General features: G+C 70.8%; 20 protein-coding genes, 1 tRNA gene and 1 pseudogene. 13 read left to right on the top strand and 9 right to left on the bottom strand.

All coding sequences use genetic code 11. From position 1 onward, the window contains the following. Window positions 1–32 precede the first annotated feature (32 nt). On the top strand, window positions 33–473 hold the full coding sequence (locus C4T78_RS24660; protein ID WP_093354759.1) for a hotdog fold thioesterase: 441 nt from the start codon (window positions 33–35) through the stop codon (window positions 471–473). A gap of 91 nt (window positions 474–564) precedes the next feature. On the opposite strand, the gene C4T78_RS24655 is transcribed toward C4T78_RS24660, so the two are convergent. After that, window positions 565–1176, bottom strand: coding sequence for an ANTAR domain-containing response regulator (locus tag C4T78_RS24655; protein WP_093156159.1), 612 nt, complete (start codon window positions 1174–1176; stop codon window positions 565–567). Window positions 1177–1284: 108 nt separating this feature from the next. Next, window positions 1285–2661 (bottom strand): amino acid permease, encoded by a 1377-nt coding sequence (locus tag C4T78_RS24650; protein WP_093355245.1) that lies wholly within the window; start codon window positions 2659–2661, stop codon window positions 1285–1287. Window positions 2662–2865: 204 nt separating this feature from the next. On the opposite strand from C4T78_RS24650, the gene C4T78_RS24645 reads away from it, so the two are divergent. The 3 genes from C4T78_RS24645 (at window position 2866) to C4T78_RS24635 (ending at window position 5474) form a co-directional block, all read left to right on the top strand. Then, window positions 2866–3324: a CAP domain-containing protein gene (locus tag C4T78_RS24645; protein ID WP_093354761.1), complete on the top strand. Its 459-nt coding sequence runs from the start codon at window positions 2866–2868 to the stop codon at window positions 3322–3324. A gap of 81 nt (window positions 3325–3405) precedes the next feature. Beyond that, a complete protein-coding gene (locus C4T78_RS24640) occupies window positions 3406–3969 on the top strand; it encodes a TetR/AcrR family transcriptional regulator (RefSeq protein ID WP_218161629.1) in 564 nt (187 codons plus the stop codon). Continuing rightward, entirely contained in the window at window positions 3966–5474 is a 1509-nt protein-coding gene (locus C4T78_RS24635; RefSeq protein WP_235863645.1) for an MFS transporter, read from the top strand. Before C4T78_RS24640 ends, C4T78_RS24635 begins: the two co-directional genes overlap by 4 nt. Window positions 5475–5503: 29 nt before the next feature. Here C4T78_RS24635 and C4T78_RS24630 read toward each other — a convergent pair whose 3' ends face one another. Next, the gene (locus tag C4T78_RS24630; RefSeq protein WP_093354766.1) at window positions 5504–6415 is read right to left on the bottom strand and encodes a LysR family transcriptional regulator; all 912 of its coding nucleotides are present in this window, start codon (window positions 6413–6415) and stop codon (window positions 5504–5506) included. A gap of 91 nt (window positions 6416–6506) precedes the next feature. On the opposite strand from C4T78_RS24630, the gene C4T78_RS24625 reads away from it, so the two are divergent. The 3 genes from C4T78_RS24625 to C4T78_RS24615 all read left to right on the top strand — a co-directional run bounded on the left by C4T78_RS24625 (window position 6507) and on the right by C4T78_RS24615 (window position 11551). Further along, window positions 6507–7730, top strand: coding sequence for an MFS transporter (locus tag C4T78_RS24625; RefSeq protein WP_235863646.1), 1224 nt, complete (start codon window positions 6507–6509; stop codon window positions 7728–7730). A gap of 223 nt (window positions 7731–7953) precedes the next feature. Further along, window positions 7954–9972 carry a hypothetical protein gene (locus C4T78_RS24620; protein ID WP_093354768.1) on the top strand — a complete coding sequence of 673 codons (2019 nt, stop codon included), beginning with the start codon at window positions 7954–7956 and terminating at the stop codon, window positions 9970–9972. Window positions 9973–9982: 10 nt separating this feature from the next. Next, window positions 9983–11551: an ABC transporter substrate-binding protein gene (locus C4T78_RS24615; RefSeq protein ID WP_093354771.1), complete on the top strand. Its 1569-nt coding sequence runs from the start codon at window positions 9983–9985 to the stop codon at window positions 11549–11551. A gap of 151 nt (window positions 11552–11702) precedes the next feature. On the opposite strand, the gene C4T78_RS24610 is transcribed toward C4T78_RS24615, so the two are convergent. After that, window positions 11703–11775: transfer RNA gene (locus C4T78_RS24610), tRNA-Leu, on the bottom strand. Between the two features lie 425 nt (window positions 11776–12200). Here C4T78_RS24610 and C4T78_RS24605 point away from each other — a divergent pair. After that, entirely contained in the window at window positions 12201–12695 is a 495-nt protein-coding gene (locus tag C4T78_RS24605) for a hypothetical protein (RefSeq protein ID WP_093354773.1), read from the top strand. Between the two features lie 29 nt (window positions 12696–12724). On the opposite strand, the gene C4T78_RS24600 is transcribed toward C4T78_RS24605, so the two are convergent. Continuing rightward, complete coding sequence (locus C4T78_RS24600; protein WP_093354776.1) at window positions 12725–13522, bottom strand: alpha/beta hydrolase; 798 nt, start codon at window positions 13520–13522, stop codon at window positions 12725–12727. A gap of 96 nt (window positions 13523–13618) precedes the next feature. On the opposite strand from C4T78_RS24600, the pseudogene C4T78_RS37120 reads away from it, so the two are divergent. Further along, window positions 13619–13735, top strand: a pseudogene (locus C4T78_RS37120) (SDR family NAD(P)-dependent oxidoreductase); the annotation flags it as partial. Between the two features lie 15 nt (window positions 13736–13750). Here C4T78_RS37120 and C4T78_RS24590 read toward each other — a convergent pair. The 3 genes from C4T78_RS24590 to C4T78_RS24580 form a co-directional block, all read right to left on the bottom strand. After that, window positions 13751–14116: an arsenate reductase/protein-tyrosine-phosphatase family protein gene (locus C4T78_RS24590; protein ID WP_235863669.1), complete on the bottom strand. Its 366-nt coding sequence runs from the start codon at window positions 14114–14116 to the stop codon at window positions 13751–13753. 73 nt (window positions 14117–14189) lie between these two features. Beyond that, a complete protein-coding gene (gene arsB, locus C4T78_RS24585; RefSeq protein WP_093354781.1) occupies window positions 14190–15245 on the bottom strand; it encodes an ACR3 family arsenite efflux transporter in 1056 nt (351 codons plus the stop codon). Further along, window positions 15242–15598 carry an ArsR/SmtB family transcription factor gene (locus tag C4T78_RS24580; RefSeq protein ID WP_093156176.1) on the bottom strand — a complete coding sequence of 119 codons (357 nt, stop codon included), beginning with the start codon at window positions 15596–15598 and terminating at the stop codon, window positions 15242–15244. Before C4T78_RS24580 ends, arsB begins: the two co-directional genes overlap by 4 nt. Window positions 15599–15701: 103 nt before the next feature. Between C4T78_RS24580 and C4T78_RS24575 the strand changes: the two genes are divergently transcribed. Further along, entirely contained in the window at window positions 15702–16775 is a 1074-nt protein-coding gene (locus C4T78_RS24575) for an ArsO family NAD(P)H-dependent flavin-containing monooxygenase (protein WP_093354784.1), read from the top strand. Here the strand turns inward: C4T78_RS24575 and C4T78_RS24570 are convergent. Next, window positions 16772–18100, bottom strand: coding sequence for an FAD-dependent oxidoreductase (locus C4T78_RS24570; protein WP_093354786.1), 1329 nt, complete (start codon window positions 18098–18100; stop codon window positions 16772–16774). The genes C4T78_RS24575 and C4T78_RS24570 overlap by 4 nt on opposite strands. Window positions 18101–18199: 99 nt before the next feature. Between C4T78_RS24570 and C4T78_RS24565 the strand changes: the two genes are divergently transcribed. From C4T78_RS24565 to C4T78_RS24555, 3 genes are all read left to right on the top strand, one after another. Continuing rightward, on the top strand, window positions 18200–19033 hold the full coding sequence (locus C4T78_RS24565) for a helix-turn-helix domain-containing GNAT family N-acetyltransferase (protein ID WP_093354789.1): 834 nt from the start codon (window positions 18200–18202) through the stop codon (window positions 19031–19033). A 61-nt stretch (window positions 19034–19094) separates the two neighbouring features. Beyond that, window positions 19095–20165: a flavin-containing monooxygenase gene (locus C4T78_RS24560; protein ID WP_093354791.1), complete on the top strand. Its 1071-nt coding sequence runs from the start codon at window positions 19095–19097 to the stop codon at window positions 20163–20165. Window positions 20166–20611: 446 nt separating this feature from the next. Beyond that, window positions 20612–21796 (top strand): glycosyltransferase 87 family protein, encoded by a 1185-nt coding sequence (locus C4T78_RS24555; protein WP_103908159.1) that lies wholly within the window; start codon window positions 20612–20614, stop codon window positions 21794–21796. The last annotated feature ends 31 nt before the right edge of the window (window positions 21797–21827 follow it).

Genomic DNA, 21827 nt, shown 5'->3' with positions numbered 1-21827 from the left:
GGAGGCGACGGGAGGCACCAGAGGTGGCGGATATGACCAGTGGTGAGGCGATGACCAGCGAGAACGGCCTGTCGATCGAGATGTTGTCGGGCGCCCGGGAGCAGCTGGCCGACAAGCTGGGCATCGAGTACGCGACGCTGACACCCGATCGTGTGGTCGCCACCATGCCGGTCGCGGGCAACCGCCAGCCCTACGGCCTGCTGCACGGCGGCGCGAACGCGGCGCTGGCCGAGACGCTGGGCTCCATCGCCGCCGCGCTCAACGCCGGCGAGGGCCGCATCGCGGTCGGCCTGGAGCTGTCGTGCACCCACCACCGCGCGGCCACCGCGGGCAAGGTCACCGGGGTCGCGACGCCGGTGCACCGGGGCCGCTCCACGGCGACCTACGAGATCGTGATCACCGACGAGCAGGACCGCCGGACCTGCACCGCGCGCCTGACCTGCGTGCTCCGCGACCAGCCCCCGGGCCGGTGACGCGACGGAGCCCGTGGGCGCTGCCGCTCACGGGCTCCGGTTCACGTCCGCCAGAACGGAATCCCGCCGCCAGGCGGAACGGGCCTGGAATTCAGGAGAGGTTCTCCAGCACCGCCTCGGCGACCGCCTTCATGGTGGTGCGGCGGTCCATGGCCGTGCGCTGCAGCCAGCGGAACGACTCGGGCTCGGAGAGGCTGTGCTTGCTCATCAGCAGGCCCTTGGCGCGCTCGATGGTCTTGCGCGCTTCGAGCCGCTCGGTCAGGTCGGCGACCTCGGACTCCAGCGCCTGCACCTCGGTGAACCGGGACACCGCCAGCTCGATGGCCGGCACCAGGTCGCGCTTGGCGAACGGCTTGACCAGGTAGGCCATCGCCCCCGCGTCGCGCGCCCGCTCCACCAGGTCGCGCTGGCTGAAGGCGGTCAGGATGACCACCGGCGCGATCCGCTCACCCGCGATGTTCGAGGCCGCCTCGATGCCGTCCATCTTCGGCATCTTCACGTCCAGGATCACCAGATCGGGGCGCAGCTCCTCGGCGAGGCGAACGGCTTCCTGCCCGTCCCCGGCCTCACCGACGACCTGATAGCCCTCCTCCCGGAGCATCTCCACCAGGTCGAGCCTGATCAACGCCTCGTCCTCGGCCACGAGTACGCGACGTTCGACGGGCTTGGCCTCGCGTGTGTCCTCGGTAGCCGGCGTCGTCACCGGGGTCCTCCATAGAGCTCGGGTTTCCAGTGCGATCTGCACCGGAAACCGCAGAATACCGGTCCCGACTTGACGTCGAGGTTAACCCGCGGCGTGACCATTGCGACATCACGCCGAGCGGCGCCGCGGCCGCACGAACAGCACGTAGACCAGCAGGATGCCCACCAGGCTGACCAGGCTGAGGGTGAGCTGCGAGCGGACCTCCCCGATGGCTCCCATGGTGACGATCACAGCCGCGATCACCACCAGCGTGGCCCACGTCAAGTAGGGGAAGAACCACATCCGCAGCTTCAGCCGCTCCGGCGCCCGCTGCTCCAGCCGCCGCCGCATCCGCAGCTGCGAGGCGGCGATGATCGCGTAGATGAACAGCGCGACCGCGCCGGCGGAGTTGATGATGAAGTAGAAGATGGTGTCCGGCGAGACGTAGCTGGCCGCGACCGCGACGTAGCCGACCAGAGTGGACAGCAGGATCGCCTTCCACGGCACTCCGCGCCGGTTGACGTCGCGCACCCAGGCCGGGGCGAAACGCCGCCGCTGCAGGGCGAAGAGCATCCGGGAGGCGGTGTAGAGGCCCGAGTTCAGCACCGAGATCACGGCGGTGAACACCACCACGTTCACCACGACCTCCGCGCCGGGCAGGCCGAAGCGGGAGAACGCCGCGGCGTACGGGCTGCTCTCGACCGGGATCTGCTGCCACGGGGTGATCATCACCAGCAGCGCCACCGAGCCGACGTAGAACAGCAGCACCCGCCACACCACGGCCTTGGTCGCCTTGGCCACCGAGCGCTCGGGCTCGTCGGACTCGGCCGAGACGATGGTGACGATCTCGGTGCCGAAGTAGGAGAAGATCACGATCACCACGCCGTGCAGCACCGCGAACCAGCCGTTGGCGACGAACCCGTCGCGCGCGATGTTGCCGACCGAGAACTCCGCTCCCGGCCACAGCCCGAGCACGAACACCGCGCCGCACAGCAGGAAGATCACGATGGTGATGACCTTGATGGAGGCCAGCCAGAACTCCGTCTCGCCGAAGGAGCGGACGGAGACCAGGTTGGTCGCGGTGAGCGCGAACATCAGCACCAGCGACAGCACCCACTGCGGCACCACCGGCACCAGCGGGTTGAGCAGCTCCGCGCCGACGACGGCCTCGAAGGCCACCACGCCGACCCAGTAGTACCAGTACAGCCAGCCGATGGTGAATCCCGCCCAGTCGCCGAGCGAGGTGCGGGCGTACTCCATGAAGGACCCGAGTGTCGGCGCGGCGGTGGCCATCTCGCCGAGCATCCGCATCACGAGCACGACGAGCAGCCCGCCGAGCGCGTAGGACAGCACCGCCGCGGGCCCGACCGTGGAGATCACCGCGCCGCTGCCGATGAACAGGCTGGCGCCGATGATGCCGCCGAGCGCGATCATCTGGAGGTGCCGGTTCTTCAGGCTCCGCCGCAGCCCGGCGTCGTCGTGCTCGATCGCGGTTTCGTCGACCATCACAGCCCCCGTCCGACCGGTGACCCTCGGTTGAGCTGTGAACCTAACTCGCGTTGATCAGCACCACCAGGGTCCCGAACCGGGAGGAACCAGGCCGAACGGTCGCACCGGGCCGTAGTCGCGCCATCACGCAGTGCATTACTCAGCGTGACTTACTCCATATATAACAGTTCGATCTCACCCGCATGGGTAGCTTGAGCTGGCATGAAGACCCCGACTCTTCGACGCTCCGTAATCACCGCTACCGCACTGCTGATCGGCATCGGCTCCGCCGCCTGGTCCCCCGCGGCGATGGCCTCCGGTTCGATCGAGGACCAGGTCGTGGCCCTGGTGAACAAGGCCCGCGCCGAAGCGGGCTGCAAGGCCGTCAAGGCCGACGCCCGGCTCACCAAGGCCGCCGCCGAGCACAGCGCCGACATGGCGGGCCGCTCCTACCTCGACCACACCAACCCCGACGGCGAGACCTTCAGCCAGCGCATCAAGCAGGCCGGGCACCCCTCCCCCGGCGCGGAGAACATCGCGCAGGGCTACAAGAGCGCCGCGGAGGTCATGGACGGCTGGCTGAAGTCCGAGGGGCACAAGGCCAACATCCTCAACTGCTCGATGAAGACCGTCGGAGTGGCGGTCAACGGCGACTACTGGACCCAGGACTTCGGCCGCTGATCCCGGCTCGCCCCCTTGCAGAACATGCGTACAGTACGGGCGTACATGTACGCTTGTTCTGTGAATCGAGGGAGCGAAACCGTGGTGGAGCAGAAGCGGGCCCGCCGTGATCCGCGCGGCCGCAGGCAGGCGATCATCGACGCCGCGGTGGCCCTGGTGTCCGAAAACGGCGTCGACGAGCTGACGCACCGGCGGGTGGCGGCGCGCGCCCAAGTGTCCCTGGGGGCGACCACCTACTACTTCTCCTCGCTGGACGAGCTCAAGGCCGAAGCGCTGGCGCGGCTGGCCCAGCGGCTCGACGAGTCCCTCGACCAGATCCGGGACGCGCTGGCCGCCGGTGACGGCGACCCGGCGGCGCTGGCGACGTGGCTGCACGACTACCTGAACGACACCGCGCAGGTGCGCATCGACAGCGCTCTCACGTTCTCCGCGGCCAACGACGCCGAACTGCGCCCGCTGGCCCTGAGCTGGACCGAGCGCATGGCGGAGATCCTCGCGCCCTACACCGATGCGGAGACCGCGCGGACCATCGCGGTCTTCTGCGACGGCACCATCGTGCACGCCCTGCTCCACGACGAGCCGCTGGACGCCGAGTTCCTGCGCCGCGCGATCACCGCGCTCATGCGTCCCGGAGGCCGGGCGTGAGCACCTCCGGCCTCGCGGCCCCGGCGCTGTCCGCACGCCGCCGCTGGGCGGGCCTCGGCGTGCTGGCCGCCAGTCTGCTGGTCATCGCGATGGACATGACGATCCTCAACGTCGCGCTGCCCAGCCTGGCCGCCGACCTGCGGCCCGGCGCGGACCAGCAGCTGTGGATCATCGACGTCTACTCGCTGGTGCTGGCCGGGCTGCTGATCCCGATGAGCCGGCTGGCCGACCGGTGGGGGCGCAAGAAGCTGCTGCTGAGCGGGTTCGCGGTCTTCGGCGGCGCGTCGCTGCTGGTGCTGGCCGCCGACAGCGCGGGCGCCGTGATCGCGGTCCGCGCGCTGCTGGGCGTGGGCGGCGCGATGATCATGCCGACGACGCTGTCGATGATCCGCTCCCTGTTCACCGATCCCCGCGAGCGCGCCACCGCGCTGGGCGTGTGGGCGGCGGTCTCCTCGCTGGGCATGGCGGTGGGCCCGATCGCGGGCGGCCTGCTGCTGGAGCACTTCTCCTGGCACGCCGCGTTCCTGGTCAACGTGCCGCTGATGATCGCGGCGCTCATCGCGGGACTCGTGCTGCTGCCCGAGGTGCGCGATCCCGCCCCCGGCCGCTGGGACGTGCTGGGCACCGCGCAGGCGATCGCCGGCATGGTCGCGCTGATCTGGGCGATCAAGCGCCTCGCGAAGCTCGGCCCGGCCGACCTGCCGTCCTGGGCGGCGCTGGCCGCGGCGGTGGCCCTGCTGACCTGGTTCGTCCTGCGCTGCCTGCGCCGCACCGACCCGCTGCTGGACGTCGGCCTGTTCTCGCGGCGCCCGTTCACCGCCGGGGTGCTGGCCGCGCTGGCCTCGATGTTCGCGATGGCGGCCCTGCTGCTCCTGGTCGCCCAGTGGTTCCAGCTCGTCGAAGGCTTCTCCCCGCTGCAGACCGGCGTGTACCTGCTGCCGATGGCCGTCGGCGCCGCGATCGCCTCACCGCTGGCCCCGACCGCGGCCGCGCAGATCGGTGCGCGCACGACGGTGGCGGGCGGACTGGCCCTGGCGGGCCTGGGTTTCCTCAGCCTCCACGCGCTGCCCCTGACCTACCCCGTGGTGCTGCTCGCCCTGACGCTGCTGGGCATCGGGGCGAGCTCGCTGGCGATCGCCTCGGCGATCATCATGTCCGGCACGCCGCCGGAGAAGGCGGGAAACGCGGCGGCAGCCGAGGAAACCGCCTACGACCTGGGCAACGTGCTGGGTGTGGCGGTCCTGGGCAGCGCGGCCTCGGTCGCCTATCGCGCACACCTTGATGGCGGTGCCCCGATCGTTCCGGTCGGAGCAGAGGAATCCCTGGGCGCCGCCCTGGAAATCGCGGCGGAAACGGGTGCGCCGGAACTGGCGATCCGGGCCGAGGAGGCGTTCAACCACTCCCTGGCCCAGACCGGACTGTTCGGCGGCCTGATCATGATCGCCACCGCCATCGCGGTCTTCCTCCTGCTGCCCAAGAACACCGGCCTGGACGGAAAGCACTGAGCGGACTCACAATCCGTCCGGTCGTGGGTTCACGCGGTGGAAGCCGCTCGCGCGGATTCCTCGGCCAGCAGTCGTGCGAGGTACTGCAGTTGCACCGTGGTGCGGTCGGTGCGCCAGATCAGTCCGAGCTGCGACGTGCCGCTCAGTCCGGTGACCGGGACGCAGCGCACGTCGCGGCGGCTGCTGCGCTCGACGAACGGGCGGCACAGCAGCATCGCGTGCTCGCTGCCCGCGACGAGCGTCAAGCCCTCCTGCAGCGTGGAAACGCTTGTCGTGGAACGGAGTTCGGTTCCGGACGGCGTCGTGGGAGGAACCTGGGCTTCGGTCCAGTAGCCGGGCGCGTCGCCGGCGGAGGAGATCAGGTCGACCGCTGCCAGTTCCTCGACGTCGAGGAATTCTCGCCTGGCGTACGGATGCGTCGCGCCCACCGCCAGGTACTGGTCCTGCGGTGGGAAGCGGAATCCGACGGTGAGCCGCTCGTCCTGGACGGGCAGCAGCGCGACAGCGCAGTCGACGGCGCCGTCGAGCACCGCGGAGAACGGCGATCCCAGCGGGATCTCTTGCACCACAACCGAAATCGGGTAGCGCACCCGGAAGCGGCGCAGCGCCTCGGTGACCTCTTCGTACGCACTGCCCTGGAATCCGATGCGCAGCTCGGGCAGGCCGCCGCGCTTGGCGCGATCGCGCGCCTGCCCGACCACGCCGACCAGCTGCGCGTAGGCGGGGCCGACCTCGCTGACGAACTCCGCCCCGAACCTGGACAGCTCGACCCGTCGGCTGGTTCGCTCGACGAGCTCGGTGCCGATGCGCCGCTCGAGCGCGGCGATGAGCTGGCTGACGCGGCTCTGCGAATACCCCAGGCGGCGGGCGGTCCGCCCGAAGTGCAGTTCCTCGGCCAGCACGAGCAGGCACTCGATCTCCCGCGCGGGAAGCTGTTCCATCCCGTCATCCCCCTCCATCGATGAGCCTAGCTCATCGATCGTGCAGCGAATCGCTGTTGTTCGGCCTCCCGGGCGTTGTTCGAATCAGGACGTGAACACCCCACTGGAATCCGACCGCGGCCCGCTCCGGCAGTGGCTGGCCGTCGCGGTCCTGTCGCTGTGCACGTTCATCGTGGTCACCTCGGAGATGCTGCCGGTCGGCGTGCTGACCCCGATGGCGGGCGGGCTCGGCATCACGCCGGGCATGGCCGGCTACAGCCTCACGATCACCGGCGTGGTGGCCGCGATCGCAGCCCCGATCGCCCCCCGCGTGCTCGGCACCCTCGACCGGCGCACGGTCCTGGCGGTGGCGATGGTGCTGCTCGCCGCCGGCAACGCGCTCACCGTGCTCGCGCAGGACTTCGCGGTGCTCGTCGTGTCGCGAACCGTGCTCGGCATCGGGATGGGCGTGGTCTGGTCGCTGGCAGCGGTCGTCGCGCCCCGCCTCGTCACCGCCCGGCACGCTGCCCTCGCGGTGTCGCTCGCGGTGAGCGGCGTGGCGGCCGCCTCGGTCATCGGCGTCCCGCTCGGCACGCTCATCGGCGACGCCTTCGGCTGGCGCAGCGCCTTCGGCGCGCTGACCGCCAGCGCGCTGCTCCTCGCCGCGATTCTCCTGATCTCGCTGCCGAAACTCCCGAAGCCGACCGCTTCCGCCACCGCGTCGACCGGCGGTCGGCCGCTGCTGCGCACTCCGGCGGTCGTCGTCGGACTGATCGTCGTGGTCTTCCTGGTCACCGCGCACTTCGCGGCCTACACCTACATCCGCCCGGTGCTGGAGGACAGCACCGGGATCAGCGCCGCCTCGATCGCGGCGGTCCTGCTCGCCTACGGAGTCTTCGGCCTCATCGGCAACTTCGCCGCCGGCGCCCTCGCCGCCAAGCGCTCCCGGGCGACGGTCGTGCTGCTCGCGCTCGGCATCCTGCTCGCCATCGCGGTCCTGGCGCTGTTCAGCGCAGTGGCCGCCATCGCGATCGCGGCCATCGTCGTCTGGGGCCTGGCCTACGGCGGTCTCTCGGTCGCGGGCCAGATCTGGATGACCCGCGCCGCAGCGGGCAACGAGGAGAACGTCACCGGCCTCTACGTCGGAGTCTTCACCGCCTCCATCGCGCTCGGCGCCTTCCTCGGCGGCACGGTGTTCGAGATCGCTGGCATGACGCCTCTCCTCTGGACGGCCGCAGCCCTCGCGCTCGCCGCCCTCGCCGCGGGTCTGCTCGGCCCGGGCCCGTCGACGATCACCTCCGAGCCTCGCATCCCGGAGAAGGTTCCCGCCGCATGACCGGAATCGTCCACTTCGCAACCGAACTCCCCGCGGACTGACCGCGGCTTCCGGGCGGCGATCACCCGCTGATCGCCGCCCGGCGGTGTCTCCGCAACGCCTCGCGCACTGTCGAGCCGAACGAGCAGCGCGCCGGAAATTCGAGCAAACGCGATCACATCGACCAGCTGGTCGATATGATGTCGATCTCAATTCGAGGCGCGTGGCGGCGTTGGGAGGGCTCGTGGGGGACTCCGATGAGACGCGGCTGCGACAGCTGGTGGCCGAGGCACTGGAAGTGCGTTCAGCGCCGGGCAAACCGCCGGTGCTGAGCCTGTGGGGCGCCTCGGGAACCGAGTTGCCCGAAGCGCTGGAAGCACTGGTCGAGCGGTGGGGGCCCATCGTTCCGGCTGCGCATGTGACCCGGGCGCAGCTGCACGGCGATTCGATGCTCGAAGTTCTGCTGCGCCTCACCGAGCAGCTGAGCCGCAGCGCGCGTTGGCGTTCGGCACCGCGATTTCCCCGGTTCGCACTGGGTGTGCTGGCCAGTCAGGGGAAGCTGGAGAGCTCGTTGCCCGACGCCCGCCGCGACGAGATGATCAACCGCACGCTGGGCGGCAAGCTCGGCGGCGGTCGCGCGCTCGTGAACTGGCTGAACCAGACCGGAACGGCGCTGGCCGAGGCCTTCGGCGTCCCGTCGACCGCCGCCGCCTGGGTGGGCACGGCCACCGGCTCGGCGGCCGGATACCTGCACCGCGCCCTTCTGCTACGAGGCAAACCGCTGCAGTGGTACCGCAACGAGATCACCCGGGCCAACGTCGGAACGGGTGTCGACGGCTTGATCGAGCTGGCCCGCAAAGCAGCGCTGCACCCCGACAACAAGGACGCCGTCGCACCGATCCTGTGCCGGGCCGTGGTGGCCGATCTCGCGGCGTGGCAGCAAACCCGCCCCAGCGTCTTCAAGCGATCCCGGCGCTGCCTCATCGTGTTCGACAGAACCCCGCCGGAGCGGACGCCCTACCGCGTGCAGGGAAACGGGGTGCAGCAGGTGATCCGCGAGCTCGCCGAGCTCCGCGCCACCGACGCGGGACCCAGGACCAGTCCGGCGCTGCTGGTCGAAGCCGGTCCGCTGCGCCCGGTGATCCCGGGCCAGGCGGCCTCGCTGTGGCGCCCCGAGCTGGTCGCGAACTCCCGCTACCAGGGTTGGGATCCGGCCCGCGGGGACGGTTGGAAGCTGCGCTACCCGCTGGTCTGGCGCCCGGCGGTGAACATCCGCGCCACGAGCCGGCAGCAGGAGGGCTCCTTCACGACTCAGGTCGCGCTGAGCCGGAAGCTGCCCGCCAACAGCAGCGCCGATCTGCGCCCGCTGGTGACCACGCTCCGCCGCCTCACCGGCGATCACCCCGGTGCCACCGCCGTGCTGATGGACGCGATCGCGGCCCACGCCCACGAGCACGGCGGACAGCTGCCCGACCCGCGCGGCTTGTGCGAGCTCACCACCGCGGGCCGGCGCTTCGACGAGTGGGTGATCGAGCTGGCCACCGCACGCTGGCCGGCGGCCATCCGCCCCGGGGTGATCCAGTTCGCCCTGCTGCGCACGCTCACCGACGAGTGCACCGACCAGGTCTACGCCCCGCTCCGGAACAACGGCGCCGGTGTCGGCAGCGATCTCGCGCAGTTCCTGTCCCGGGACGCCTGGGTGGAGTACGACCCCGACGATCCCGCCGCCCCTCCGGTGATCCATCCGCTGCTGCGCCGCGCGGTGGCGCACCAGGTGGGAGCGAGGGCTTTCCGCCACGTCGTGTGGGAGACCTGGCACACCCAGATCGCCGTCGCGATGCAGAAGTCCGATCCGGTCACCGCGCTGTACCACAAGCTCGCGGCCGGGAAGGTCGCCGACGTCGTGGACGCCCTGGAGGCGTGGCTCGGCGAGAGCACGCTGGGAGCCAAGGACTGGCTGGGCAGGCTGGAAGCGATCACCCAGGCCCCGCTCGCGCGCGTCACGACATCGCAGCCCGTCGTCGAGCACCACCACGAACTGGTGTCCAGCGCCGGTGCGGTCGACGAGCCGGTGCTGGCCCGACTGGTGCTGGCCATGCAGCTGCACAACGACCCGCTGGGCGATCCGCACCACAGCATGTGCGCGGTCATAGCCCACGGGCTGGCGGCCCTCGGCGACAAGTACGGGCCGGCGGGCACGTTCCACGACCACGCCACGATCTACCAGGACTGCCACACCCGCTGGCGCAACTTCGGCGAATGAGGTCCCGGACATGACACCTCTCCGAAGATCCGCGAACGCAGACCGACCGGAGCGACTGGGCTGGCCGTTCAGCGGCTTCGCCACCGGCCTGATGGTGACGGCGGTGGCGGCAGCCCTGTTCCTCGCGTCGGTGTACTGGATCCACCCGCTGCTGCGGCCCTGCGGCGCGGGGCTCACCGGCACCGGCGACGGTCAGTGCGCGGGCGTCAGCGACGGTTCGACCCAGCTGCACCCGGATCCGGGCATCGCCGCGATCATGGCCGGTATCCACCGCGAGAACACCGCGGTGGAGCAGACGCCGTCGAACACCCCGCCGGTGACCATCGGGGTGTTGATCCCGCTGCCCAGCCCGGGAACCGACGACGACTACCTGACCGCGGTGCGCCACGACCTCGAAGGCGCCCAGCTGGCCCAGATCCAGGCCAACCGCGCCCAGCTGATCGGCGACCGGCCGCAGGTGCGGCTGGTCGTGGCCAACAGCGGTGAGAACGCCCAGCACTGGTCCACAGCGGTCTCCGGGCTGATCGAGCGCGCCCCCGGCGGCAGCCACGACCAGCGGCTGGTCGCGGTCGTGGCCTCCGGGCGCTCCCTGGGAACCACCCGCGCCGCGCTCGACCGGCTCACGCAGGTGTCGATCCCGGTGATCGCGGCGCGGCTCACCGCCGACCAGCTCACCGACGCCCCGCCCTCGCCGAACGTGCCCTTGGCGCGGGTCGCACCGACCAACCGCGACCAGGCCGCGGCCGCCGCGGCAGCGGTCAAGTCCAGCGCCTCGACCGCGATGGTGATCCAGGACCGCAACCCGGCCAACATCTACGCCGACTCCCTCGGCAAGGCGTTCCAGGAGAGCTTCGCCGACTCCACCCACGAGCTGGTGGGGAACGAAACCTTCGACGGCGGAGGAGAAGGTGTCGCCACCACCATGGCAGGCATCGTCCGCGACATCTGCGACACCCGACCCGACGTGGTGTTCTTCGCCGGGCGCAGCAACGACCTCAACACCCTCGTCCGAGCACTGCCCTCGCGCAACTGCCCGCAACAGCCGGTGCGGATCATCACGGGCTCGGACGCGGTCGCCTTCGCCAACGCGGTCGCCCGCGACGAGCCCGGGCTGCGGGACGCGTTGAGCGCTCAGGTCACCGTCGAGTACACCGGCCTCGCCCACCCCGAGGCCTGGGACGCGGACCCGGCCGCCTTCCCGCAGGCCTCGGTGACCGCGCTGCGCGGACCGTGCGACCAATGGTGCTACCCCCGCGTCCACCCCGGCCGCGACACCGCGGAAGAACTCGCGGACGGCGGCATCATCATCGGTTTCGACGCGGTGCTCACCGCGGTGACCGCCGTGCGCGACCCGTACGCGCCCAACACCACCCCCGGCGCGGTCGGCCAAGCGCTGGCCAGGTTGCACGGAGGAAACCTGGTCCGCGGCGCCAGCGGCTACATCTCCCTGTCGGCTCAAGGTGAAGCCATCAACAAGGCGGTTCCCATCCTCAAGGTCGGCCCGGACGGCGTGGTGACCCTCGACAGGCTGAGCGCCCGCGCCGGCGAACCCTGCAAACCCCGCACCTCACCGTGCTGAACGCCCACCGCAACAGGACACGTCCGGCCACGACGTGAATGGGGGCCGGAGCTGCGGCGCCCACCCATGCCGAGAAGGCGAGTTCGGGGGGTCGGCCCGTGGCATACCAAAATGCAGGCCAGCCACACTCGCGCTGACCTGCACCAATACGTGCCCCCGGTGCGATTCGAACGCACACTGGACGGATTTTGAGTCCGCTGCCTCTGCCGTTGGGCTACGGGGGCTTGTGCTGGACATCGTACGTGACCGGTGATCACCTGGTTCGGCAGCCCCCTGCCGCATGGCCCCTGGCGGACGCGAGTCGGCGGCGGGCGGTCCCGATGCGGCGGGCGAGCGTGGACCGGGCTGCGTAGCGGGCTTGTGGTGAATTCGGCGGTTCCGTAACGATTGCCGGAATTCAGTGGTCGGGGTTCGGCGATGTTCCTACTGTTCATCCGTGACGTTGCCACCTGTTCAAGGTCGAGGCGAACAGCCCCCGGACGGGCTTCCCGAGCCGGGATCCCGCGACGAGCAGTCGCACGGTCAGGGCGGCGAGTCACCCTTACCGCAGAGCGGCTCCCCGCTCGCGGACGCGGCTCCACCGGCGCCCGCGCAAGAGCTGACCGAGCCGCGTCGGCCGCGAACGGTCGAGATTGCTTTCTGGATCGCGATGGTCGTACCGCTGGTGGTCGGCACGCTGGACACCGTGTTCGCCTACCTGACCAACGATGTGATCGCCTCCGGCCTCGACGCCGCACTGGCTCGGTACGGCGTGGAACCGGTGCCGGCCCAGGACACGGACTGGATCTACACCGCGGTCATGTGCGTCGTTCTGATCGCGCTGTGGATCGCGTTCGGACTGCAGGTGCGCGCGGGACGGAACTGGGCTCGGGTGACGCTCATCGTGCTCGCCGCGGTCTGGCTGGGCTTGGAACTGCTGAGCAGCCTCCTGGTACCCGTCATGTACGTGGCGCTCGGGTTGCCTTGGCATCTCGGGCTTCCCACCGGGTTGATCGTCATGATCGCGCTCGTCCGCGCACTTGCTCTGACCGGCACCATCACGTTCATCGTCCTGGTCTGCCGCAAGCCGTCGAAGCAGTACTTCCAGGAGACCCGCTCCTTCCAGATCGCCCAGTGGCGCACCCAGGAGACCCCCTGGCGGTGAGCACCGCCCAGGCGTGAGCGGGGGGCCGGTCAGTTCGCGAGCCGCACCACCGACTCGACGACCTCGGGACCGTCCAGCAGGGCGAGATCGTTGTGGTCCGCGTTCGCGACGGCCAGTTCGATCGTGCCGGGCCGCATCCGGGCCACGGCCCGGCTCTCCTCCGGAGGCACGATGGAGTCGGCGGTGCCGTAGACGACGGCGACCGGGCACCGGACGTCGCGCAGGTGCGTCGCGAGCGGGAACCGGTCCCGGAGCAACGACCGCACGGGCAGGTACGGGTAGTGGCGCTGGCCGACGGAAGCGAGGTCGGTGAACGGTGAGCGCAGCACCAGCCCGGCGGGTTCGTGCTCGGACGCCAGCTCGGTGACGACGGCCCCGCCGAGGCTTTCGCCGTAGTAGACCAACCGATCCGGTCGCAGCCCGGCTTCCTCGACGAGGTAGCGCCGGGCTGCGCGGACGTCTTTCGCCAGCCCCGCCTCGCTCGGGTGGCCCGGGTTTCCACCGTAACCGCGGTAGTCGAACAGCAGCACCGCCAGTCCGCGGTCGGCGAGCGCGTCGGCCAGCGGAGCCCGCAGCGACCGGTTGCCCGCGTTGCCGTCGGCGACCAGCACACCCGTACCGCGGTGCTGGCCGCGGGCTGGCAGGTACCAGGCACCCAGCTGCAGCCCGTCGCTCGTGCGCAGCACGACCTCCTCAGCGCCCCTGAGCACCGCGGCCGCCGGCGGCGGCCGACCGAACGGGTAGTAGATCAGCCTGCGCTGGAACGCCCAGACCGAGCCCAGGACCACGGCGATCACCAGCCCCACGACGAGCACGACGCGCAGCACACCTCCCAGTGTGCGCGACATCGCGCCGGGTCGGCTGTGCGCGCCGGATCGGCTGGGCGGGTGGCCTCGCCTCTGTGGAAAGTCGTGGAGATCAGTCGCGGCTACACCAAGGCCCTCGCGCTGGAGCTGGCGCCCGACGGCATCACCGCCAACGGGATCGCGCCCGGCTTCATCGTCAGCGACATGACAGCGGCCACCGCCAAGCGGCTGGGCGCTCGCGCGCCCTGCTCATCGCTGGTCGCCGGGGTGTTCCGGGAGGAGTTCGGTGAGCAGGGTGCGGACTCGGTTGTCGATGTCTTCTCGGATCGGGCGGACTTCGTCGACGGGTTTGCCCGCCGGGTCGGTGAGTTGCCAGTCGAGGTAGCGCTTTCCCGGGAAGACCGGGCAGGCGTCGCCGCAGCCCATGGTGATCACCACGTCGGCCGCTTCGACCGCGTCGGTGGTGAGCTTCTTCGGGAACTCCCGGGAGAGGTCGATGCCGAGTTCGCTCATCACCTCGATCACCGCGGGATTGATGGTGTCGGCCGGTGCGGATCCAGCCGAGCGGACGGTGACCCGGCCTCGGGCGTGGTGGTGCAGCAGGGCTGCGGCCATCTGCGAGCGGCCCGCGTTGTGCACGCAGACGAACAGGACCTCGGGAGTGGAAGGCACAGCGGCTCCTTGGTCGTTACGAGGCGAACCAGCGGCGGGCGGCGAGCGAGACGTAGACCAGGCCGACGAGCACCGGGACCTCGATGAGCGGGCCGACGACACCGGCGAGGGCTTGGCCGCTGGTGACGCCGAAGGTGGCGATGGCCACCGCGATGGCGAGTTCGAAGTTGTTGCCCGCGGCGGTGAACGACAGCGTCGCGGAGCGTTCGTAGTTCAGGCCGACGGCCTTGCCCAGCGCGAACGATCCCGCCCACATGACGGCGAAGTAGACCAGCAGCGGCAGCGCGATGCGGGCGACGTCGAGCGGGTTGGACGTGATCGCGTCACCTTGCAGCGCGAAGAGGACGACGATGGTGAACAGCAGGCCGTAGAGGGCGACGGGGCCGATCTTGGGCAGGAACCGATCCTCGTACCACTGGCGGCCCTTGGCGCGCTCGCCGAGCTTGCGGGTGAGGAAACCCGCGACCAGCGGGATGCCGAGGAAGATCAGCACGTTCTTGGCGATCTCCCACGCGGAGACCTCCAGGCCGACCTGGGGCAGGCCGAGCCAGCCGGGCAGCGCGGAGAGGTAGAACCAGCCGAGCCCGGCGAAGGCGATGACCTGGAACAGCGAGTTGAGCGCGACCAGCACGGCGGCGGCTTCGCGGTCGCCGCAGGCGAGGTCGTTCCAGATGATGACCATGGCGATGCAGCGGGCCAGGCCGACGATGATCAGCCCGGTGCGGTACTCGGGCAGGTCGGGCAGGAAGATCCAGGCCAGCGCGAACATCAGCGCGGGGCCGAGGATCCAGTTGAGCACGAGCGAGGAGATCATCAGGCGCTTGTCGCCGGTGACGGTGTCGAGCCGGTCGTAGCGGACCTTGGCCAGCACCGGGTACATCATCACCAGCAGCCCCAGGGCGATCGGGAGCGAAACCCCGTCGAGCTGCACGGAATCCAGCGCTGGCCCCAGTCCTGGGATCCAGCGCCCGGCGAGCAGGCCGAGCACCATCGCGGCACCGATCCACACCGGCAGCAACCGGTCCAGTGTGGACAGCTTCACCACCACTGCCCTCTCCGCGGTCCGGTTCACGCCGTCACCGCCTGCGCGGGCAGCAGCGACTCGGCCAGCAGCTTGAGCGCTTCCGGGCGGGCCTGGTAGTAGATCCAGGTGCCCCGGCGGTCGCCGGTGATGAGCCCGGCTTCGCGCAGCACCTTGAGGTGGTGGGAGATCGTCGGCCCGGACAGCTCGAAAGCGCCGGTGAGGTCGCACACGCACGCTTCGCCGCCTGCGTGGGAGGCGATCAGCGACAGCAGGCGCAGCCGGACCGGGTCACCGATCGCCTTGAACGCCTTGGCCAGCTCCGCCGCCTGCTCGGCGGTCAGGGGCTCGCGCATCACCTGCGTCGAGCAGGCGTCGACGATCGGCAACTCGTGTTTCGACATGGATCTAATTTGACAGTCATCGATGCAGGACGCAAGCTCGGTGGCGGCCTCCGCGCGGCAGTGTGACCGGTGACTCAGGAGGTCGTGGAGTCGGGAGGCGCGGGTGACCGAGGTTCGGGACGTGGTGGTGATCGGCGGTGGCCAGGCCGGTCTGGCGGCGGGGTACTTCCTGCGGCGGGCTGGTGCGGACTTCGTCGTCCTCGACGACCAGCCCGGGCCCGGCGGCGCCTGGCGGCACTGCTGGGACTCGCTGCGCCTGTTCTCCCCCGCCGAGTACAGCCCGCTGCCGGGCTGGTGGATGCCCCGGCAACCCGGCGAGGAGTTCCCCACGGCCGAGCACGTCGCCGGTTACCTCGCCGCTTACGAGCAGCGCTACGACCTCCCGGTGCAACGGCCCGTGCGGGTGCGGGGCGTGCACGATGCGGGCGGGTGGTTGGCGGTGCGGACCGACCAGGGCGCGTGGCGGGCGCGGATAGTGATCAGCGCGACCGGCACCTGGGGCGCTCCGCACCTGCCGTCCTACCCCGGCCAGGAACTGTTCGCGGGTCGGCAGCTGCACACCACCGACTACCGGTCTCCGCAGGAGTTCGCCGGTCAGCGCGTGGTGGTGGTCGGCGGCGGCAACTCCGCCGCTCAGATCCTCGCGGAGGTCTCCGCGGTCGCGGCGACGACGTGGGTGACCCGCCGACCGCCGCGGTTCATGCCGGACGACGTCGACGGGCGGGTGCTGTTCGACGTGGCCACCCAGCGCGAGGCCGCCCGCCGCGCCGGGCTCCCCGACAACGGCGGGACCAGGAGCCTCGGCGACATCGTGATGCTGCCCGCCGTCCGCGACGCCCGCGACCGCGGCGCCCTGCGGGCGGAGCCGATGTTCGACCGGCTCACCGAAGGCGGCATCGGCTGGAACGGCGGCCGCGAACTCGACTGCGACGCGATCATCTGGTGCACCGGCTTCCGCCCGGACCTCGGCCACCTCGCGCCGCTGGGGCTGGAGGTGGACAACGGCGTGGTGCCGACCGAGGGAACCCGCTGCCTGCAGGAACCGCGACTGCACCTGCTCGGCTACGGGGACTGGACCGGCTGGGCCGCGGCCACGCTGGTCGGCGCGAGCCGGATCGCGAAGACGACCGCGGCAGCGATCGCCGAAGAGCTCCAGCGCGACGAAGCCGCCGGTTAACCCGCGCGGGGCGGCGGCGCGGTCAAACCGATGACCTCCGGCGCGGCGCAACAGCCGCCCTCCTCGGTCTCAGGCTCGTCGAACAGACCGGCACCGCCGCACACCCCGGTTTCCGGGAGGACGAGCTCGACGCGTTCGGCGGCCTCGGTGTCGCCCGCGATCGCGGCGGCGACGCTGCGGACCTGCTCGTATCCGGTCATCGCGAGGAAGGTCGGCGCGCGGCCGTAGCTCTTCATCCCGACCAGGAACACCCCGGGCTCCGGGTGCGAGAGCTCCTTCGCGCCGTGCGGGTAGACGGTGCCGCAGGAGTGCACGTTCGGGTCGATCAGCGGCGCGAGCGCCACCGGCGCCTGCAGCACCGGGTCGAGTTCGAGGCGGATCTCCGACAGCCACGACAGATCCGGCCGGAACCCGGTCAGCACCACGACTTCGTCGACCGGATCGGTCTTGTGCCCGTCGAAGGAGGTCAGCACCAGGCGGCCGTCCCCGCCCGGCTCGACGGAGGCGGTGCGGAACCCCGTCATCGTCCGGACGCGTCCCGACTCGGCCGCCTGCCGGGCGCGCAGTCCGAGCGCGCCGCGAGCCGGGAGCTGGTCGGCCTCGCCGCCGCCGAAGACGTTGCCCGGCGTGCCGCGGCGCAGGACCCACACGATCTCGGTGCCCGGCGCTTCTTCGGCGACCTGCGCCAGCCCGACCAGAGCGGTCAGCGCCGAGTGCCCGCTTCCGGCGATGACCACGCGCTTGCCCGCGAAGCGCGCTCGCACCTGCTCATCGGTGAAGTCCGGGACCTGGTAGGTGATCCGCTCCCGCGCCGCGCTTTCGCCGAGCGCGGGCAGGCCGTCGCCGCCCAGCGGATTCGGCGAGCTCCAGGTGCCGGATGCGTCGACGACCGCCCGCGCCGTGATCAGCTCCTCGCCACCAGCGGTGGTCACGTGCACGGTCAGCGGCTCGGTGTCCCGCCCGGCGTCGACCACGCGATCCCGGCCCCGCCGCGCCACTCCGGCAACCCGCGCGCCCAGCCGGACCCGGTCACCGAGGGCGGTTGCGAGCGGATCCAGGTACTGCGAAACCCAGTCCGCGCCCGTCGGGTACCCCGCCGCATCCGGGCGTTGCCATCCCCGCGCTTCCAGGAGCCGGACGGCGGCTGGATCGACCAGCTCCGCCCACCGCGAGAACAGCCGCACGTGGCCCCACTCGCGGACCGAGGCCCCGACCTCGCTCGCCGCTTCCAGCACGAGCGGTTCGAATCCGCGTTCAGCGAGGTGCGCCGCTGCGGCCAGCCCGATGGGCCCGGCACCGACCACCACAACCGGCAGCTCTTCCACGAGACTCTCCTTTTATCGATGATGCTCGATGAAGATGAGGGGAATGTATCGGCGGACGTCGATTGACGCAACCATCGATCGGTGTCGATACTGGGCGTCATGACGACACCCGAGACGCAGCTGCTGCCGACCGAGGCCGCGGCGACCTACGCGGGCTGGTTCGCCAGCCTCGCCGAACCCATGCGCGTGCGGCTGCTGCACGCCGTGGCCGCCGCGGGCTCGACCACCGTGGGAGCGCTGACCGAGCTGCTGGGCATCAGCCAGTCGACCTGCTCCCACCACGTGCGCAAGCTCGCTGACGTCGGCTTCGTGGTGCTGTCCAAGCAGGGCACCACCACCCGCGTCTCGATCAACACCGCGTGCTGCACCGGCCTGCCGCACGCCGCCGAAGCCGTCATGGGCATGCTCGCCCGCCCCTGCTGCCCGGACGACCTCCCCGCCGACGTCACGGTCCGCGCCCTCGACGCCGCCGACTGGCCGGCGGTGCGCCGCATCTACGCCGAGGGCATCGCCACCGGCGACGCCACCTTCGAAACCGAGGTGCCACCGCGCAAAGCGCTGGAGGCTAAATGGATTCCGGCGCACCGATGGGTGGCCGAGATCGACGGCGAGGTCGCCGGGTGGGCCGCCATCACGCCGGTGTCCAACCGGAACTGCTACGCCGGGGTCGGCGAGAACTCGCTCTACGTGGGCGAAGCGTTCCGCGGTCGCGGAGTCGGGAAAGCCCTGCTGCACAAGCAGGTCACCGCCGCCGACCTGGACGGGCTGTGGACGCTGCAGACCTCGATCTTCCCGGAGAACCGCGCCAGCCTGGCCCTGCACTACTCCGCGGGGTTCCGCACCGTCGGCATCCGCGAGCGCATCGCCCGGCACCACGGAGTCTGGCGCGACACCGTCTTCCTGGAACGCCGCCGCACCTGCGACGACGACTGACCCAGCACGCCCCCGACCCGCCACCGGCCGAAGGTGGCGGGGCGCTGAAAGGTGCCCGAACTTGAGCGACCACGACGCCATCGTCATCGGCGGCGGCCAGTCCGGCCTCGCCGCCGCCCACGCCCTCCGCGCCCGTGGCCTCCGACCGCTGCTGCTGGAAGCCGGGCCCGAACCCGTCGGCTCCTGGCCGAACTACTACGACAGCCTCACCCTGTTCTCCCCGGCGCGGTTCAGCGCGTTCCCGGGCGTCCCGTTCCCCGGCGATCCCGACCGCTACCCGCACCGCGATGAGGTCATCGACTACCTCCGCCGCTACGCCGCCACGCTCGACGTCGACATCCGCACCGGCCACCGCGTCGAAACCGTCACCGCGACCAACGGCACCCACACCGCGCACACCGCGCACGGCGACACCTTCGTCGCGCCTGTCCTGATCGCCGCCACCGGCGGGTTCAGCCGCCCCCACCGCCCGATGCTGCCCGGCCACTTCACCGGCAACGTGCTGCACACCGCCGAATACCGCGAACCCTCCGCCTTCGCCGGGCAGCGCGTCGTCATCGTCGGCGGCGGCAACTCCGCAGTGCAGATCGCCGTCGAACTCGCCGGGCACGCCCGCACCACCATCGCCAGCCGCGCACCGCTGCGCTTCGCCAAGCCCACCCTGCTCGGCAAGGACCTGCACTGGTGGACCGCCACCACCCGACTCGACGTCCTCCCGATCGGCCCGTGGCTGCGCACCCCGCCCACCACACCGATCTCGGACAAGGGCGCCTACAGAGCCGCCGTCCAAGCCGGGAGCCCCGACCGCCGAGACATGTTCACCCACCTCGACGGCACCACCGTGACCTGGGCCGACGGCACTCGCGAAACCGTCGACACCCTCATCCTCGCCACCGGTTACCGACCCGACGTCTCCTATCTCCAGGGTCTCGGCGCGCTCAACGCCGCAGGCGCACCGCAGCACCGGCGCGGCGTCTCCACCACCTGCCCCCGGCTCGGCTACGTCGGCCTGGAATGGCAGACCAGCTTCTCCTCGGCCACCCTGCGCGGCGTCCACCGCGACGCCCAATACGTCACAAGCCACCTCGCCGAAGCCGCCCGGACCCGTTGCTGCTCCCCCATCAACGCCTAGCGACGCGATTCGACGTGGAGGCTGTGGCGCGAGGAGTCGCTGCCCCGGCGACACCGTTGCACCCCGGTGCCGACGAGTTCGGTTCGGAGACGTTCACCGCGCACTCGTCGATTGCGCGCAACGCCGCGCACACACCAGTCGAGTCCGTCCCGCTGCACGATTTGAACCTTCGTGAACTGTGATTGCGGTCTCCCCCGCTCGGCCGATGCCCGTGACTCGCCGGCGACCATAGTCTTGGCGCGGTCCGGCCTTCGTCAGGAGGCTCGCGGCACTCGGGGCTCGAAAGAGTTACTGGACAAGGCAGTCAGCCGAACAGCGGTGCATCGCGGAATGGCACGTGGCGCAGCGCCCCCGGACCAGTCGGGGCCCTGCCTCAGAGCTGAAGGACGGGCGTGCAGGTCACGGTTTCGGCCGGGGAGAAAGAACTTTCGCCGCGGCTTCGGTGGTTGTCCCGGCACGTGGTGGCCGTCGTCGTGCTCTCGGCAGCGGTGTTCGCCGTTCCGTCGTTGCTGCACTGGGCCTTCACCGGGCAGATGGTCGTCGGCGACTTCCTCGACATCACCGTCTACCGGGCCGGTGGCGCCGCTCTGCTGCACGGGGAACCGCTGTACGAAGCCGACCTGCGCGTGGCCGTCGGCAGCTTCCCCTTCACCTACACGCCGTTCGCGGCCGTGTTGTTCACGCCGTTGGCCCTGATCCCGGCGTGGCTGTGCCAAGCACTGGTCATCCCCTCGCACATCGCGCTCCTGGCCGCCGTGGTGTGGCGGTGCCTGCGCTGCATCGGGCACCACCCGGATCGGGAGCTGCGCCGGGCCGCGGTGGCGATCACCGCTGTGCTGTTCGTGCTGGAACCGATCACGTGGACCATGTGGCTCGGGCAGATCAACCTGCTGCTGCTGGCCGTCGTGCTCTTCGACCTCACCGCTCGCGGCAGGTGGAGCGGAGTGGGGCTCGGCATCGCAACCGGCATCAAGCTCACCCCGGGGCTGTTCATCGTCTACCTGCTGTGCACGCGACGGTTCCGGGCCGCGGCTGCGGCGGCGATCACGGCGGCTGCCACCACCGGTGCCGGGTTCCTCATCGCCCCGGAGGACTCTGCGCGCTACTGGGGAGGAACGTTCCTGGACAACACCAGGTTCTCGGAGACCGACGGATCCGGGAACCTGTCGATCAACGGCCTGATCGCCCGGCTCGTCGGCGTCGGGGACGCCCAACGAGTGGTGTGGCTGATCTGCGCGATCGCCGTGGTGGCGCTGGGGATCGGCTTGGCCGCCGTCGCGCGCGCTCGTGGTCACGAGCTGTTCGGGCTGACCCTCTGCGGCCTGACCGCGACCGCCGTCTCACCGTTCTCCTGGAGCCACCACTGGGTGTGGATCGCTCCGCTGGCCGTGCTGGCCATCAGGTTCGCATCCCCCACCGCCATCGCCGGTCTGCTCGCGCTCACCTTCGCCTGGCCGGTGCACGTCCTGTTCGGGCTCGACATCCACTTCCCGGTCCTCGGCATCAGCGCGGTACCACCGTGGCAGGGCGTGGAGATCCTCTACGGCAACGCCTACCTGCTCGTCTTCGCCGGAGCCCTGGCCGCCGGTCACCAGGTGCGCGCCAGGGCCAGGACGCAGTTCCTCCCCTGAGCCGGGGGCAGGACCGCCGCTGCCCGCGCCG

The organism is Saccharopolyspora kobensis (assembly GCF_900108315.1).
Classification (GTDB): Bacteria; Actinomycetota; Actinomycetes; order Mycobacteriales; family Pseudonocardiaceae; genus Saccharopolyspora; species Saccharopolyspora kobensis.
This window is presented reverse-complemented; position numbering and strand designations above follow the sequence as displayed.

Coding starts and splice junctions, on each gene's coding strand:
- C4T78_RS24565 (WP_093354789.1), top strand. CDS start 18,200: ATGACGACACCCGAGACGCAGCTGCTGCCGACCGAGGCCGCGGCGACC.
- C4T78_RS24630 (WP_093354766.1), bottom strand. CDS start 6,415: ATGGAACAGCTTCCCGCGCGGGAGATCGAGTGCCTGCTCGTGCTGGCC.
- C4T78_RS24590 (WP_235863669.1), bottom strand. CDS start 14,116: ATGGCCGCAGCCCTGCTGCACCACCACGCCCGAGGCCGGGTCACCGTC.
- C4T78_RS24615 (WP_093354771.1), top strand. CDS start 9,983: ATGACACCTCTCCGAAGATCCGCGAACGCAGACCGACCGGAGCGACTG.
- C4T78_RS24580 (WP_093156176.1), bottom strand. CDS start 15,598: ATGTCGAAACACGAGTTGCCGATCGTCGACGCCTGCTCGACGCAGGTG.
- C4T78_RS24605 (WP_093354773.1), top strand. CDS start 12,201: ATGGTCGTACCGCTGGTGGTCGGCACGCTGGACACCGTGTTCGCCTAC.
- C4T78_RS24660 (WP_093354759.1), top strand. CDS start 33: ATGACCAGTGGTGAGGCGATGACCAGCGAGAACGGCCTGTCGATCGAG.
- C4T78_RS24645 (WP_093354761.1), top strand. CDS start 2,866: ATGAAGACCCCGACTCTTCGACGCTCCGTAATCACCGCTACCGCACTG.
- C4T78_RS24650 (WP_093355245.1), bottom strand. CDS start 2,661: ATGGTCGACGAAACCGCGATCGAGCACGACGACGCCGGGCTGCGGCGG.